Annotated in this window: 13 protein-coding genes; 3 read left to right on the top strand and 10 right to left on the bottom strand. The window is 62.0% G+C overall.

Annotation, left to right across the window (positions count from 1 at the left end):
- Nucleotides 1-412: 412 nt before the first annotated feature.
- The 4 genes from IFO71_RS06475 to IFO71_RS06490 all read right to left on the bottom strand — a co-directional run bounded on the left by IFO71_RS06475 (nucleotide 413) and on the right by IFO71_RS06490 (nucleotide 1,741).
- A complete protein-coding gene (locus IFO71_RS06475; protein WP_192028722.1) occupies nucleotides 413-712 on the bottom strand; it encodes a type II toxin-antitoxin system RelE/ParE family toxin in 300 nt (99 codons plus the stop codon).
- A complete protein-coding gene (locus IFO71_RS06480) occupies nucleotides 700-957 on the bottom strand; it encodes a type II toxin-antitoxin system Phd/YefM family antitoxin (RefSeq protein ID WP_192028723.1) in 258 nt (85 codons plus the stop codon). Before IFO71_RS06480 ends, IFO71_RS06475 begins: the two co-directional genes overlap by 13 nt.
- A 167-nt stretch (nucleotides 958-1,124) precedes the next feature.
- Nucleotides 1,125-1,502: a type II toxin-antitoxin system VapC family toxin gene (locus IFO71_RS06485; RefSeq protein WP_192028724.1), complete on the bottom strand. Its 378-nt coding sequence runs from the start codon at nucleotides 1,500-1,502 to the stop codon at nucleotides 1,125-1,127.
- Entirely contained in the window at nucleotides 1,502-1,741 is a 240-nt protein-coding gene (locus IFO71_RS06490; protein WP_192028725.1) for a type II toxin-antitoxin system Phd/YefM family antitoxin, read from the bottom strand. The genes IFO71_RS06485 and IFO71_RS06490 overlap by 1 nt, the downstream gene beginning before the upstream one ends.
- Before the next feature lie 207 nt (nucleotides 1,742-1,948).
- Between IFO71_RS06490 and IFO71_RS06495 the strand changes: the two genes are divergently transcribed.
- Both IFO71_RS06495 and IFO71_RS06500 read left to right on the top strand, forming a co-directional pair.
- Nucleotides 1,949-2,869 (top strand): alpha/beta fold hydrolase, encoded by a 921-nt coding sequence (locus IFO71_RS06495; protein ID WP_192028726.1) that lies wholly within the window; start codon nucleotides 1,949-1,951, stop codon nucleotides 2,867-2,869.
- A gap of 160 nt (nucleotides 2,870-3,029) precedes the next feature.
- A complete protein-coding gene (locus IFO71_RS06500) occupies nucleotides 3,030-3,812 on the top strand; it encodes a hypothetical protein (RefSeq protein WP_192028727.1) in 783 nt (260 codons plus the stop codon).
- A gap of 314 nt (nucleotides 3,813-4,126) precedes the next feature.
- Here IFO71_RS06500 and IFO71_RS22285 read toward each other — a convergent pair whose 3' ends face one another.
- Both IFO71_RS22285 and IFO71_RS06510 read right to left on the bottom strand, forming a co-directional pair.
- Nucleotides 4,127-6,691, bottom strand: coding sequence for a midcut-by-XrtH protein (locus IFO71_RS22285; protein WP_192028728.1), 2,565 nt, complete (start codon nucleotides 6,689-6,691; stop codon nucleotides 4,127-4,129).
- Between the two features lie 341 nt (nucleotides 6,692-7,032).
- Nucleotides 7,033-9,471: a PAS domain-containing sensor histidine kinase gene (locus IFO71_RS06510; protein WP_192028729.1), complete on the bottom strand. Its 2,439-nt coding sequence runs from the start codon at nucleotides 9,469-9,471 to the stop codon at nucleotides 7,033-7,035.
- A gap of 516 nt (nucleotides 9,472-9,987) precedes the next feature.
- Here IFO71_RS06510 and IFO71_RS06515 point away from each other — a divergent pair.
- Nucleotides 9,988-10,764, top strand: a complete 777-nt coding sequence (locus IFO71_RS06515; protein ID WP_192028730.1) for a DNA alkylation repair protein — start codon at nucleotides 9,988-9,990, stop codon at nucleotides 10,762-10,764.
- A 470-nt stretch (nucleotides 10,765-11,234) separates the two neighbouring features.
- On the opposite strand, the gene IFO71_RS06520 is transcribed toward IFO71_RS06515, so the two are convergent.
- The 4 genes from IFO71_RS06520 to IFO71_RS06535 form a co-directional block, all read right to left on the bottom strand.
- The gene (locus IFO71_RS06520; protein ID WP_192028731.1) at nucleotides 11,235-11,438 is read right to left on the bottom strand and encodes a hypothetical protein; all 204 of its coding nucleotides are present in this window, start codon (nucleotides 11,436-11,438) and stop codon (nucleotides 11,235-11,237) included.
- Nucleotides 11,439-11,715: 277 nt separating this feature from the next.
- Nucleotides 11,716-11,982 (bottom strand): hypothetical protein, encoded by a 267-nt coding sequence (locus IFO71_RS06525; protein ID WP_192028732.1) that lies wholly within the window; start codon nucleotides 11,980-11,982, stop codon nucleotides 11,716-11,718.
- A gap of 2 nt (nucleotides 11,983-11,984) precedes the next feature.
- Nucleotides 11,985-13,283 (bottom strand): TFIIB-type zinc ribbon-containing protein, encoded by a 1,299-nt coding sequence (locus tag IFO71_RS06530; RefSeq protein ID WP_192028733.1) that lies wholly within the window; start codon nucleotides 13,281-13,283, stop codon nucleotides 11,985-11,987.
- A 19-nt stretch (nucleotides 13,284-13,302) separates the two neighbouring features.
- The gene (locus IFO71_RS06535) at nucleotides 13,303-14,445 is read right to left on the bottom strand and encodes an SPFH domain-containing protein (protein ID WP_192028734.1); all 1,143 of its coding nucleotides are present in this window, start codon (nucleotides 14,443-14,445) and stop codon (nucleotides 13,303-13,305) included.
- Nucleotides 14,446-14,883: the final 438 nt, after the last annotated feature.

The raw sequence follows: 14,883 nt of genomic DNA on the forward strand, positions 1-14,883 counted from the left end.
AGCGAGAAAGGCCATGAGACATTCGATACGGTTGGCAAAGCGCATCGCCCGGCGCCGGCGGGTATTGCTGCTGGCAGCGGGCTTGCTCACGGCAGGATATGCGCCGGCCGGGATAGTCCTCTTGGCCGACGATTCGGCATACGTCCGTGCGCAGCAGGAGGCCAACGAAGCAGCCAACATCGGCGGTGCGCAACGCGCAGTTCACACGGGCTCGGTCAAGAGGAATCTGGTCCTGCCGGTGCGAGCACCGCGATGATGCTAACAAAGATCGGTGGAACCGTGACGTTGAGTCATGCGTGACTTACCCCCGATGAGCAGCGCTTATCGCTCAGGGATATCCGTCTCAGTACGGCCAAGAGCGGTCAGTCGTCGAAGACCGTCAACCGTTTGTGCTCGGCGCTCTCCCGGCGGCCTAGCGCCTCAGTTTCGTTCGCCGAAGCTTTCGCTCTGCACGCATCACATGGACGATATGCACGATGTTCCGCTCGAACCGGTAGAACACTCGGCAGGGCGGCTCGACGATCTGGCGATACCGCCAGCCCTTCAACTCGGGAGGTCTAGGGCCGCTGTCGGGATGATCCCGCAGCTGCTCCACATCAGCGAACACGCTGCGAACCACTTCGGCGGCGGCCGCAGGATTGTCCAGTGCAATGAAATCCGCAATCGCGTCCAGATCGGCGAGCGCCGGTTCGGACCAGACTATTTCAACCATCGGGCCATGCGTTGCTTAGCATCAGCGTGCGACAGCACCCGCCCCTCTTCTATCGCCTTCTCACCGCGAGCAATCGATTCGAGCAATGTCATGCGCCGCTGCATCTCTTCGAAGCTCGCTGCGTCCACCAGATATGCGGATGGCAAGCCATGATGCGTGATCAGGATCGGCTCGCGCTCGCGCTCGACGGCCTCAAGGAGATCGGTGGCCTGGCGCTTCAATGTGGTAACCAGTTCGGTACGCATGGAGTGATACTAAAGTGGCATTCGCTTCCTTGCAAGGGAGTCGTCTGACGCGCGATCCAAGCAGTGGATGTCTAGCCCAGCGGATGACACTAACCGCCAGCAGTCCCTATTGCGGCGAGCGCTGATTCCATTGTCAGGCTGGGGGTCTGGCTCTCAGCGATTTCCGTTCAGACGCGAACGACAAGTTCGCTGTACGGTTCGAGCTGCGGATCTGCAGTCAGCAGCCGCAGCGGTTCGGCGATCGCCTGGGCAGCCAGCAGCCGATCGAACGGATCGGCATGGTGAAGCGGCAACGCCTGGACGCCGGCAGCGTGTTTGTCGGAAATAGCCAACGACATGAAGCCGCTGTCGCGAACTGCGCTTGCGAACGTCTGCGCGTCCAGGTCGATCTTTCCGAGCGTGCGCTTGATCGCGACTTCCCACACGGATGCTGCCGACACGTAGACCTCGTCCGCCTCGGTCATCATCGAGCGCGCCGCCTTGCTCAGCCGCTTACTGTCGGCAATGGCCCACAGCGCTACGTGCGTGTCGAGCAGTAAGCGCATCAGCGGCTGCCCGCGAAGCTGGACAGCACGTCCTCGGGCAGCGGCGCGTCGAAATCGTCCGGCACGCGGATCTTGCCCTTGAGGACACCGAAGCGGATCGCGGCCTTGCCGGCGTCGATCGGGATCATCTTGACCATAGGCTTGCCGGCCTTGGCGATGAAAACTTCCGCGCCGGCGGCCACCTCTTCGACGATGCGCGAGAGGTGGGTCTTTGCTTCGTGAATGTTGATGGTGTGCATTGGCATAACTTAGTCTAGTTTAGTCCACTCGGCAAGCGACACCTTCGTACCGTTTCGCCGCGCGCACTTGGAGAGTTTCCCATTGACCAAGCAATCTCCGCGCCCGAGATCGTCAGTCCCTGCAATCGGGCCCGCCCTGGAAAATGCATTGGCGCGCTCATCGCGCAGGCCTGCCCCGAAGCTGTTCGGGCCTGCTAGGCTCTGGGTATGCCTCGAGCGACCGTCGGCACGATCGAACTGGACTACGCCTGCTTCGGCCCGGAAGACGGGCCGCCCCTGCTGTTGATCATGGGCCTGTCGATGCAGCGCACGGCCTGGCCGGAATCGCTGCTGCACGCCCTGGTTGAGCACGGCCTGCGGGTAATCACCTTTGACAACCGTGACATCGGTCTTAGCACACGCTTTCATGGTGTGCCGGCGCCAAGCATGCTGCGGGTGGCTGCCGCACGGCTGGCCCGGCGCAGCCCGCAACTGCCCTACTCGCTCGCCGATCTGGCCGACGATGCCGCCGGCTTGCTGACGCATCTTGCTATCGAGCAAGCGCATGTGGTGGGAATTTCGATGGGCGGCATGATCGCCCAGCACATGGCGCTGCGGCATCCACAGCGGCTGGGCAGCCTGAGCTTGCTTGCCAGCAGCAGCGGACGCATCGGCCTTCCCTTGCCGCGCTTGGCCGTACTTCGGCTGATGAACACCCGCCCGGTGGGCGGCGATGAAGCGGCGGCAGTCGACTACATCGACCGTTTGTTCAGTGTGCTGGCAGGCCCTGGTTGGCCAAGCTCGCCCGAGACCCGACGCATGCGCGCGCTCGATGGCGTTCGACGGGCGCCCACGGGACGCAGCAGCGAGCGCCAGCTGGCAGCCATCCTGGCTGATGGCCGCGCCCATCGATTGAAAGAGATAAGCGCGCCGACCTTGGTGTTGCACGGCACTGCAGACCCGATGCTACCGCCCGCTCATGGCCGCGACCTGGCCAAGCGCATCCATGGCGCGCGCTACATCGAAATCCCCGGATGGGGGCATGACCTGCCCGATGGCTTGATGCCGGAGATGGCGGCCAAATTGGCTGAGCATGTGCGCAAGGCTCTGCCGAACGCGGGACGACCATCGTTCCAGCGTTCGGTGTAGGGCGCGATCTTCATGCCGATAGAACCTCAAACGAACCCAAAGACGTATACCAACCTGCACACCGAAGATACGGCGAAAGCTCGATCCACGCCTGTGCGCTTCGACGCTTCCCCGCCTTCGAGTGCTATACCTGTACACCGCCATCCGACCATGCAACGCCATGAGCCACGAAATCATCCCGATCGGAGACAACTTCTGGAACGTTCGCGGCCGCTTCCGGCTCGGTGGAGTGGTCGATATCGGCACGCATTGCTCGCTGATTCGACGGCAGAACGGCAAGTTTCTGTTTCTCGACGCCTATACGCTCACCGACTCACAAGCCGAACACGTGGATGCACTGACCGGCGGCCGCAATCGGATCGAAGCCGTGCTCAATCTTCATCCCTTTCATACCGTACACGTGACCGCGATGCATCAGCGCTACCCCAAAGCCAAGCTTTACGGCACCCAACGGCATGTGGAGAAGTTGCCGGAACTGCCGTGGCAGACGCTGCGTACCGAAGACGCCAGGCTGCACAAGAAATTCGCCAGCGACCTGGAATTCTCGGTGCCCAAGGGCGTGGACTTCGTCTCGGCCAATGAAAACGTGCATTTTTCATCCGTACTCGCCCTGCACACGGCGACACAGACCATCCATGTCGATGACACGCTGATCTACGCTCGACTGCCACTACCTATCCGCCTGCTCGGCGCGCCCGATCTGCTCAGCTTTCATCCCACCCTGGGCACTGCCCTGTCAACGCAGGCCGGCGCTGCGCAAGCGTTTTCATCCTGGGCGAAGGCCCTGGCCAAAGATTGGAAACACGCGCGGAACCTCTGCGCCGCCCACACCTCGGTGTTGGCCGCAGCCGACAATCGCGGCGATTCGATCGCACAGCGAATCAAGAAAGCGCTGAGCAATGTATCTGGCACCCTTCATGCGCACAAGCGGAAGTACGGATAGAGCTGTCGAGGTCGGTCGAACGGAGGTAGTCGGCGCCGTGATACACGAGGTCAACCAACACCGCCGAACGGCCGTGTTCTGGCTCACCACTGACGGCTTCTCGACTAGTTTGCGCCTCCGACAAGTCCCACTTATCACCGTGATTCCGCATGAGATAGAGGTCAACAAAGCAGAGGTTTCGTCAAGTGAATTACTTCACTTTCACTTCGCGTGAAAGGGCATCAGACAAGAATGTGCCTTTCGTTGTCGGCTAGGTGCAGGGTTTGGCAACGGCCCGCGTCATGCTGAGGCGGGCCGTCGCTGAAACAGACAGTTCAACCATCATTGCCGTTGTTACCCGGTATTGCTGAGCCAGCTCCGGAGACAAAAGCCGTGCCGCCTGGGCCGCCTGAGCCGCCGATGGGCCCGCCATCGCCTCCGTCGCCGCCGAATGCGTTGCCGTTGCCATTCACTTGCGCGTTACCGCCTGCTCCTCCGTCACCGCCATTGTTGCCATTGCAAGCGCCACCGGTGCCGCCTGATCCAGCTGTGGCATTGTTGTTGCCGATAACGATTGCGTCACCTCCGGCACCTCCGTTGCCTCCAGCGCCTGCAAAGGCGTTGCCGCCGTCGCCGCCGGGGCCGCCGAGTGCTGCGGCGGCGTCGCCGGTCAGGCTTGAGTTTCCGCCGGCGCCGCCAGCGCCGCCATCGCCATCGCCGCCGGAGGTGCCGGTTAAGGAGCCAGCCCCGCCGATGCCTCCGATGCCACCGTCTCCACCATTGCCTCCAGGTCCACCAGCGGGATTTCCTGCGTCGCCATCAGCGCCCGCTCCGCCACTGCCCCCGTTACCGGCATTGCCGCCGTTGCCGCCTACACCCTGAGTTCCGCTGCCGAATGCAGCTCCACCCGCGCCGCCGATGCCACCGTTGCCGCCAGCCCCGCCATCGTCACCTGCAGCACCAGGCACACTGCCAGCTGCACCGGCGCTGCCATCACCACCGACGCCGCCGGCACCGCCATTCCCGCCCTGCCCGTCGAGTCCCGCGCTCGCTCCGGCACCGCCCGCCGCGCCGCCGAGGCCGGCACTGCCACCAGCGCCGCCGTTACCGCCGGTGCCACCGAATGGGGAGCCGGCGTCGCCACTGGCTCCATTGCCACCGCGCCCTCCGTTTCCACCTGTGCCGCCTGCACCGCCATTACCCGTGGCGCTACCACCCACGCCGCCGTTGCCACCCGCTCCGCCACTGGCGCCGTCCTGCCCCGCGGTGCCAGGGACGAGGCCGTCGGCCCCATCGCTGCCGCTGCCGCCGGCGCCACCGATGCCGCCGTTCCCTGCGATGCCGTCGGCGCCCGCCACTGATCCCGAACCACCCAGTCCGCCGACGCCACCAGCACCGCCGCTACCGCCGGCTGCACCGACCGGATTGCCTGCATCGCCATCGGCGCCCGCACCGCCGTTGCCCCCGTTGCCGGCATCGCCACCGTTGCCTCCTGCACCTGCGGTTCCCGCGCCAGACGCTGCGCCGCCCGCGCCACCCAGGCCGCCGTCACCGCCTGGGCCGCCGTCTCCTCCCTGCGTGCCCGGCACACTGCCGTTCGCTCCGTCACTGCCATCTCCGCCAGCACCGCCGGCGCCGCCGTCACCACCATTCGTCTGGGTCACGCCGGTGTTGGTCATCGATCCATCGGCCGCCAGAGTTACCGAACCAGCAGATCCACCATTGCCGCCGTCGCCCCCCGCTGCCCCTTGCCCCCCGGCACCGCCATCACCGCCCTGTCCTCCTGACACATCAATCAGGCCGGTAAATACGAGACTGCCGACTGCCAGAAGGTCGACCTGACCACCCGCCGCCCCTGCACCCCCGTTGCCGCCGGGGATACTTGAGCTGCCAGCTACACCGTCGACGCCAGCGGCCCCAACGAACCGCAAGCTGCCCGCCAGCACCACGTTACCTGTGCTACGCAGTTGAAACGCGTTGTCGCCGGTGACGACCAAATTCGCTCCCGCCTCGAGGGTGAAACCATTGACCACAAGCCGATGCAAACTCGCGTCCCAGGCTGCAGGTACGCCGGGCGGCTGGCCCTGCAGCGTCAACAAGCCGGAATCGGTGTCAAAGCTATGGCTACCGGCAGTGAGCACCAGATCGCCGCCTGCCACTTCCACCGTTTGCTGTACTCGCGGTGCGGCGCTGTAGTTGGCGTTACCTGCCTGGTCGGCGTTGATGATGCAGGTGCCCGTGGCAACGAAGCTCACCACCACACCCGCAAGCGAACAGATCGAAGGGGTTTCGCTGCTGAAGCTGACCACGAGTCCGGAGCTGGCGGTCGCACTCACTGAGTAGGTGCCGCCGCCAACCGAGGCGTTGCTTGGTGGCACCGAGTCAAACGCGATGGTCTGCGTGCAAGCAAAGTCCGTGCGACAGCTGCTGCCGTTTGCGAGCGCCAGCGAAGCGACACATTCGTCCACCGGCGAACGACTTGTGCACGCTGCGGGTGGGATTACCGAAACGATGCGCAACGGCACACCGGAACTATTGGTGTAAGTTGCTTCAGCGGCACTGATCGCAACCGTATCGCCGGCAGGCTGGTTCAGCTGCACTAACAATGCGGCAACGGCATCCTTGATGTGAAGGCCGCTCATCGCCGCCAAGGCAAGGCCAGTGAAGAGCGCGAGATTGGCAAGCCTCTGTCTGGCGTGTTGTCGACGCAGTAGCCGATAGCCGATGAACGCGATGACCAAGGCCAAGGGCAATAGCAACAACGATGGAATCGGTATCTGCGTGGGAGGCGGCAGCACGACTGCCCCAGGCTCGTAGGTCAAGCTACCGGTGGACTGAGCGAATGCAATGGTTGAGGTCGCGCAAGCGAGCAAGCCAGTTGTCCATTTGTGCCAAAGCATGTGTGCTGCTCCCCAGTGGGCCGGACCTGGCCATTTGCTCTCGGATGGTACACGCCCCTGGTGCTGAACTCACTTGCCCCGATCCGTAGGCTTCCTCTTCAACAGGCTACTGAAAAACCTCCATCCGGGAGCTTTGCAGCGCAACTGTTGGAAGGGCTCACGACAAGCCGGCCGCGGCCGAGCCGCGCCGCACCTGCCGTGCACCGTCGCGATCAACAACGTAACTTGTTGATCAGCGTATTCGAGCGAAGATCAACGCAGCCGCGAAGCGGCCAAACCGAGTTCGGACTTATCGAGACCTTTCCCGGGAGAGCTGCAGCCTGTGACTGCCGAGGCCGAGCCTACCGTTCTGTTGGCGCTTCCCCGGTGGCGGTCGTGGGCAGTTCAAACCAGAACGTCGAACCCTCTCCTTCAACTGAGTCGAAGCCGATCTCTCCTGCCATTCTTTCGATCAACACACGACTGATAGCCAGGCCCAGTCCAGTGCCGCCGATGCGCCTCGTATCTGAACCATCGGCTTGCGCGAAGCGTCCGAAGATTCGATTGCGAAACTGCGCAGGGATGCCGGGGCCATGATCACGAATCGATACGCGAACTCGGCTTTCCTTGTGCACTACGTTGACTTCCACCTGTCCGCCTGCGGGTGAAAACTTGACCGCATTGGAGAGGAGGTTCGATAACACCTGTTGCAGGCGCAGCGGGTCAGCCGAAATGAAGCACGCAGGACAGTCGTTCAGAACCAGGCGTACGTCTCGTGCCTCAGCGAAATGCGCATTGCTGGCCAGGGCCTCGTTGATCACTGCCGCGATGGGGAGAACGGACATCTCAAAACGCATCTGCCCGGCCTCCAGTTTCTCCATGTCGAGCAGATCGTTGATCAGGTGGCCCAGCCGTTTGGCATTGTTTCGGGCAACCTCCAGTAGCCCCAGCGCCGAAGCGGGCACCTCGCCACATGCGCCGCCCAGCACAAGCCCGAGTGCGCCGATGATGGAGGTGAGCGGCGTTCTAAGTTCGTGACTGACAGTCGATACGAACTGACTTTTGAGCTGCTCAACCTGTTTGGCCTCGGTGATGTCCAGTGACACGCCCAGCAAATACTTCACCGTTCCCTCGTTGTTGCTCAGGCCAATCTTCTTGGTGTGCAGCCAACGGGTTTCGCCGTGAGCGGTCCGAATCGGCTCCTCACCGATATCATGAACTCCAGGTGTTTCCAGAACCGCTCGATCCTTCGCTGTGAACGCATCTGCCTGTTCAGGTGGAAAGAAGTCGTAGTCGTTCTTGCCCAGGAACTGCTCGCGCGTGTAGCCCAGCAGCTCTTCCCCGGCGCGATTGAACAACTCGAATCGCAGATCCTCGGCCCGCTTCATGAACACCATGGCGGGCATGTGATCCACAATCGACTCCATCAGCTGGCGTGAGTCCAGCAGCGCCAGCTCGGCGGTCTTGCTGTCAGAGACGTTGCGTCCCGTGCCAAAGGCGGTGCCATCAGCGCGGGGCACGAAGCGCCAGGCAACCCAGATGTAGTGGCCAGCCGCATGTCGGAGGCGATGTTCCAGGCCTGCGATCGCGCTGCCTTGCGCTAGAGTCGCCAGTTGCGCCTGGGTGGCGGCAACATCGCCTGGGTGAACCAGCTCGATAAGTGGTCGCTTCAGAAGGGTCGACTCCGCATAGCCCAGCATTCTGCCGAACGCATGATTGGCACGACGAAAGCGGCCATCTTCCCTCAGCACGCAAAGCAAGTCATAACTCAACTCGAACAGGTGTCGCAGGTCGTCCTCGGCTTCGTGCAAGGCGGAAATGTCCTGTATCGTTCCGCTGATGCTGGCCACTTTGTGATCTGAGTCAGTCCGATCGGGACGGCCGAGTGATCGCACCCAGATGGTACGCCCGCTGGCGGTGTTCAAGGGCAACACAAGATCGAATGGCGTTCCGGAGGAGAGGCAGGCCGTCACTGCTTCGCGAATGCTTTCCCGTGCTTCGTCGGCGTAGAAATCGATCGCTGCATCGAGGGTCGGCTCGAAGTCCTCCGAAACTTCGTGGATGCGCCGTGTCTGTCGAGTCCAATGCAAGGCGCGCGTGGCGGCTTCGAGTCGCCAGCCGCCGATCTTTGCGATCTCGCCCACTTGCCCCAGCAAATCGTCCGAGCGCGTCAGCACCTGCTCGCGCTCTGCGATTTCGCGATGCAGTTTGAAGCCGTCAATCAGTAGTCGATGACTGCGCCCGCCGCTCAGCGTCACGACCCCCAGGAATACCAGCAAGGTGCCTGACATGGGTAGCGCCAAGTCGCCCGAGTCGGCTGCGAAGCGAATGATCAGCGGCAGCAGAGCAGTCCATGCCAAGGCCAGCTGCGACCAGCGATCAGCCGCCAGCACGTACACCGAGCCCGCCGTAATCGAGCTCAAGGCCAAGGTCAGAATGCACTGCCGCGGCAGGTCGTCTTGCACCCACAGCACAACGGCACTCGATCCGAACACCAGGCCGGCCAGAAAGGTCGAAATGCGCAGGTACCAGAGCTGTGAGCTTACCTCCCCGTGCTTGTGGGCACGAAGGCCAAATGCTCGCCACAGGGCAAAGCGAGCCAGCGCCACGACCAGCGCCGCCGCTCCCCACGCGGCAAGCCAGGGATGCGGCACGGCACCGAAATGCACCGCGATGACAAACGCGGCCAGGATCAGATTGCCGGCGATTGCAATCGGTAGTGCTTCGAACAGGGTCGCGAGCTGCTCTGCTCGCCAAGCATGATCAGCGTCTTTGGATGCGTCCTTCCAGGTGAGCTTCATGAGGCGAGGAACGTGATCCTTCTGGTCGCTACGATTGTAAACCCCATTTCGCCGCGTCAATGATTACTTGGCAACTTCGGGTTTGAACGTCCTGTTCAACTTCAATGCCCCGTGCACCGTCGCGATCAACAACATGAGTTGTTGATCAGCGTGAGCCGAGTCCGGACCTGTGCCGGACTCGGCGCGTCTGAGTAAGTCCAGGATGGACTTATTCAGACCTTCCCTAGGTGAACCTGCAACTAGCCCAGGAACGCGCGCCTGCGGTCTAGCAGTTCATCCATGAACTGCTTTATTGAACCAGCCAATTCAAGGATCAGTTGCCCGATTCAATATTCACTGGCGCTGCGCTGTCGAGCCGGCCGATTCGATCAGCGCTGGTCAGGTTGTTCCTTCGGCTGCGCTATCCTGCGCGCAGTACATGCTGGAAGCGCCCAGTCTTTCTCACGCTGGCCTTCTCATCCGAATCGAGAATCCCTCATACTTGCGGTCGAATGAGCCCGTGCAGGAGCTGAGAATATGGCCGCCCCCCGACCGCGATCGCCCGCTGCAAAGCGTCCTCAGCTCGGGCTGGATGAGGTGATGGCGGCGCTGGAGGCGGCCGGTTCCGAGCAGACGCGCAAGACCTATGCGCGTCACGGCGTCACCATTCCGATGTTTGGCGTCAGCTTCGCCACTCTGAAATCGCTTTACAAGCGCATCAAGGTCGACCACCCGCTGGCGCTGGCACTGTGGGATAGCGGCAACTTCGATGCCCGCAACCTTGCTGTTAAGGTGGTCGACCCCGCACAGCTGTCGCGAGCCGAACTCGATCGCTGGTCACAAGATCCCAGCGCACGAATGTGCAGCAGCTATGTCGCTCAGGTGGCCGCCGAAAGCCCGCACTCGCCGGCCTGCGTCGAACCCTGGCTGGCGTCGGCCAGTGAACAGCAGCAGGTGATCGGCTGGAAGCTGGTGGGCCGCCTGGCGATGCTCAACGAGGCCCTGGATGACAGCTGGTTTCTCGCCCACCTGCAAACGATAGAGCGCGACATCCACACCGCGCCCAATGCGATTCGCGAAGCGATGAACCTCAGCCTGATCGAAATCGGCTGCCGCAACCCAGAGCTACGCCAATCCGCCAGCGCCGCCGCCCAACGCATTGGCACGGTGCAGGTCGATCACGGCGATACCGCCTGTAAAACCCCCGATGCCCTCGCCTACATCGACAAGGCCTGGGGGCATGCCGTCGCCAAGCACGCCGCCAGCCCCGCCGCTCAGGAGCGTGCGCGGGAATCAATGCGAACGCGGTGTTAGAGCGCGCGTGGAAAGGCTTTTCGCATTCTTCTGGCTATTGATCGGGTCTCCGCTCGCTGCGGCATGCATTCTCGTCGAGTCCCCTCCGTTCAAAGTCTCTAGTTCTGTTGGGTCCGGGCAGGAACTTCCGGTTGTTCTGGAGCTGATGGAGAAGAGCTTCATTCCGTTCGTTGGAGGCGGTACCAGTTGTGATGGGGCTGGCTCTCTGGAGCTTCGACTTCGTATCGTTTGGCCTGAGGGCACAAACCCTGAGGCGATCGGGTTTCTTGTGCAGGCGGTTTCCGGCGTGGTCGACCCGGATCTTTTTCCTGCTCATCCGGTCGCATCCCTGCAAGAAGGCCCGGACGTTACCGTCAAATTGGGTTGGTACTGGGCAACCCCGAGTGCAGATGGCCACTACAACTGGAGAGTTCGGCTTGTTGCCGTTTCAGCTGATAGTCGCGCGTCTTCCCCACTGGTCGTCTGTCTTTCTACCAGCGGATCTTGCCCGTAGCATGTCGTGCGGCGTTCCAGCTATGCGTTCGTTCTGACTGCTGCGAGAGTATTCGATGTTTTCTCAAGCGCTGTCGGTCAGCGGCTGCATAACACAGCGTTAGGTTGGCCAGGCTCAACATCTCCAGCGCCGTCTGCTCGGCCTCTTGCAGCAGCGAGTGAATCTGTCGATAGAACCGCATCCAGCCGGCGCGCCAGCAGAAGCGAGTGAGCCATCACCCGCCAGGAGATAAGGAAGCACAACGCCACCTTGGCGAGTCGACACCTTAGCCCGGCTATTTCATGAGGGGCGCAAAGGACCTCAGGGCGAATGCCCTGCGTAGCCGCGCAGCGGCCGAATGAGGGCCGTGCCAGCGCCGAAAGATCGCGAACACTCTGTTATCTCAACACCATCGGTCGAAACTCTCGCCCCGCCTGGAATCGCCGGATCTTTCGGCGCGACCTCATGAAATATCCGGGCTAGCGGGTATCCGCCCTGCCCGCGGCCCTTCTCACCCGCTTGCGGAACGCGCTCACGTTGTCGCCGGAGATGCTTTGGTCACGGGTGCCTTTCACCTCGCCCACTTTGTGCTCCGAGCCGGTTACTGGCTGTGCCTTGACTTCGGTCTCGTGTTCGAAGCTGTGTGATTTGTCGGTGTTGCGGTAGTGCCGGTACAGCGCCCAGTAGAGACCAGCCGCGCCGGCAGGGCCAAGAGCAAGTAACCAAAGACCACTGTCATCGCTCATGTCTAAAGCCCTATCAACCAGAGTGCTATGCCTTCGATGACGGTGCCCACGGTGAGCGCAGCGGTGATCAGCTTCCACTGCTGCACTGGCACGCTACCCATGGTTTCACCGGTGCGACCATTCACTGCAATGTAGTGCAGCATGCCGCCGTTCTTGCCGGGTTGGTGGTAGGAATACAGCCACACCGGCAAGTACATCGACACCCAGCGCGTGCCATGCACGTGCAGGCCTTCTTCTTCCCAGCGAACACCGCGATCGAACCGTCTCACCGAGTCAAGCACCTGTGCGCGCGCGATCGACAGCAGCTGATCTTCGAGTCGTGGTCGCAGATGCTCCACGTCGCGGTCACGTTTCTCCGAGCTATAACCGGAAAGATAAGAGGCGTTCCAAGTGACTGCGTTCTTGGTGTCGAACGGCAGGATCGTATTGATGATGTTGTTGGTGTTCTTGCGCGTATCGAGGTTGCCCCGCTCGCCCGAGGATTCCAGCGTCAAGTCATCGACGGTGAAGTCGATTTGCCGATCGACATGATAGACATCGGCGTCGTAGTAGGTTTTCTTGTTGTTGCCGCTGCCGCGTGTGTAACGGCGGGTTTCGATCTCGCCCTTCCCCACCACGCTGGCGCTCACCTTGCCGTCGACGATCATGTACGGCAGGTACACGCCGACCACGTTCTCGGGAGTGAACTGTTCCTTGAATGCCTTCAATGCGAACATCTGTCGCTTGTGGACGAACTGACGAATGCGTTCGACGGCGTCGTCCTTCTTGATCCGAAACGGCAGTACGGCATCGGGCACGGCGCCATTGGCAACCTGCTCATTGATGCCAAAGACATGGCGGCACCAGTGACAACGCGCGGTCATGGCGCTTTCGGTATTGATGGTGACTTCAGCGCCGCAACCGCTACACTTGAAACTCATCAGTACCGCAGCATCGGCCGCGATGTCCCGCGCACCGGAGGCGATGATCGTGCCAGTCAGATCATCATGGCCCTCGCCCAGGCCAAACTCCTCTTCGACTCGGTTGCCATGCCATTCGTTGCGACAGAACACGCAGATCAACAAGTCACTGCCGGGTTTATGGCGTATGTCAGTCGCGCCGCACTTCGGGCAGTGGTTAGCACCATCCTTGAGTTCTTCCGCGGAGGTGTCCAGCGCGACCGGGTCTGGGGCCTCAAGCTCCTCGCGAATCGGTCCCGGCAGGTGCGATGGATCCATCGGCAAACTGCCAGGAGGCGGCGGCACCTCCTGGGGCGAACCGGGGCCGGTGGGCAACGGCGGCGGCTGATTTGCGTTCGACATACTCAAGGCCGATGCGCTGCTACAGACCCAAGGCCTTGGCCTTGGCGGCGTCGTAGTCGGCCTGGGTGATCAGCCCGAGATCGAGCATCTCCTTGGCCTTCTTCAGTTTGGCGATAGGGTCATCGGCAGCCGGGGCAGTGGGCTGCTGCAGACTTCCAACGCCGCCGAGCATGCCGGTGGCCATTCCGATGCCCATGACGCCCGCGGCGCCGCCGGTTTCTCCGGCCGATTGGATGCCGGCGGCAACGCTGGCCTGCAAGTTTGAATTTCCGCGCGAGCCGGACAGCGCGTCGGCACGCTGCACTGTCTTCAGCAGCTCCCTGGTGTTTGGATCGTACTCAATCGAGACGATGGCGGTCTTGACGATGGCGAGGCCGCGATCGGATTTCCATTGATAGGCCTGCTCGACGGCCTCGGAAAGGCTCCTGGCAAAGCCAATTGAATCCTGCTGCAGCTTGGTAATGCGATTGCCCTTGCCAGGGTCATTGGTGTACAGGCTGAAGGCCGGCGCCAGAGAGCCCACCACCTCGTTGAACAGCTGACCGGCAGCAGCATTGTCGATGTCGGTAAAATCGAAGACCTTGCCCGGCTGCAAATATGCGGCGGGCACGAAGTTCTTTACGAACAGGATTGGATCAACGATCTTCAGGGTGTACGAACCACGGGTGACCGCGCCGACCTGGGTGTTCAGGAAGCCATCGTCCCAGTAGATTTCCGACTGCGTGCCGAAGCGGTTGTCCGGCAGTTCCTTCAATGACACAAAGAAGGCGGCTTGCTGTGCCCCAGGTTGACCGCCGAACTTGAAGCGCTCCCAGCTTTGCTTGATCAGCGATTCGACCAGATCGTCGCCAGCAAAGATCGATTTCGAATTGAGATCATCGGACCGCCATTCATAGGCGCCCGCCTCAGCGGCGAGGCCGGTGATCGCCCCATCCTGAAACAGCAGCAGCCCATACCCCTCGGGCACCACGATCCGGCTGCCATTGCTGATGATGTTCGAAGACCCTTTGGTATTCGATCCGCGGCCAGCATTCTGTCCGCGCGGCACCGCAGCGAACAGCGCGGCGGTCGCTGGCAAGCCATCCGGCACCGTGTAGAAATCTTTCCACTGGTCGGCAAGCGTACCGCCAATCGAACCCGCCACTGCTTGAATCAGACCCATGAGTTGCCTCCGAGTGGTGACCAGGCGTATTGCCCGTCGTCGAAGCAAACTATCGGAAAAAGGCCCGCGCTTACAAGCATGTTGCGACGAGGCGCGGCGCTGAAAACGCCACCCGGGAGTTCTTCCAGCGCAACCCTTCGACCGGCTCATGGCAAGCCGGTCGCGGCAAAGCCGCGCCACACCCGCTTAGAGCTTGTCGAACGGTTTGCCAGGAATCAAACAACTGCGTGTTTGACTTCCGTGCGCGCCTTCCGTGGCGCGCAAGTATAAGGCCGGTGAAATGAGTCTCAGCGGCCTGCTAGCCCGGATATTTCAGGATGATCACCGAGGACTTTGCGTCGAGTGCAAGGCGCGACGAGCCCAAGTGGTGGGCCCACTTGGGCGAGATCGGGACGCAGTCCCGCGTAGCTGCGACAGCAGCCGACCGAGCATAGCGAA

Source organism: Pseudomarimonas arenosa, from assembly GCF_014841215.1.
Taxonomy (GTDB): Bacteria; Pseudomonadota; Gammaproteobacteria; order Xanthomonadales; family Xanthomonadaceae; genus Pseudomarimonas; species Pseudomarimonas arenosa.

Bases quoted from the DNA above. Each gene is read 5' to 3' on its own strand.
- IFO71_RS06535 (WP_192028734.1), bottom strand. From the start codon at position 14,445: ATGGGTCTGATTCAAGCAGTGGCGGGTTCGATTGGCGGTACGCTTGCC.
- IFO71_RS06510 (WP_192028729.1), bottom strand. From the start codon at position 9,471: ATGAAGCTCACCTGGAAGGACGCATCCAAAGACGCTGATCATGCTTGG.
- IFO71_RS22285 (WP_192028728.1), bottom strand. From the start codon at position 6,691: ATGCTTTGGCACAAATGGACAACTGGCTTGCTCGCTTGCGCGACCTCA.
- IFO71_RS06525 (WP_192028732.1), bottom strand. From the start codon at position 11,982: ATGAGCGATGACAGTGGTCTTTGGTTACTTGCTCTTGGCCCTGCCGGC.
- IFO71_RS06475 (WP_192028722.1), bottom strand. From the start codon at position 712: ATGGTTGAAATAGTCTGGTCCGAACCGGCGCTCGCCGATCTGGACGCG.
- IFO71_RS06515 (WP_192028730.1), top strand. From the start codon at position 9,988: ATGGCCGCCCCCCGACCGCGATCGCCCGCTGCAAAGCGTCCTCAGCTC.
- IFO71_RS06530 (WP_192028733.1), bottom strand. From the start codon at position 13,283: ATGTCGAACGCAAATCAGCCGCCGCCGTTGCCCACCGGCCCCGGTTCG.
- IFO71_RS06490 (WP_192028725.1), bottom strand. From the start codon at position 1,741: ATGCACACCATCAACATTCACGAAGCAAAGACCCACCTCTCGCGCATC.
- IFO71_RS06480 (WP_192028723.1), bottom strand. From the start codon at position 957: ATGCGTACCGAACTGGTTACCACATTGAAGCGCCAGGCCACCGATCTC.
- IFO71_RS06520 (WP_192028731.1), bottom strand. From the start codon at position 11,438: ATGCGGTTCTATCGACAGATTCACTCGCTGCTGCAAGAGGCCGAGCAG.
- IFO71_RS06495 (WP_192028726.1), top strand. From the start codon at position 1,949: ATGCCTCGAGCGACCGTCGGCACGATCGAACTGGACTACGCCTGCTTC.
- IFO71_RS06500 (WP_192028727.1), top strand. From the start codon at position 3,030: ATGAGCCACGAAATCATCCCGATCGGAGACAACTTCTGGAACGTTCGC.
- IFO71_RS06485 (WP_192028724.1), bottom strand. From the start codon at position 1,502: ATGCGCTTACTGCTCGACACGCACGTAGCGCTGTGGGCCATTGCCGAC.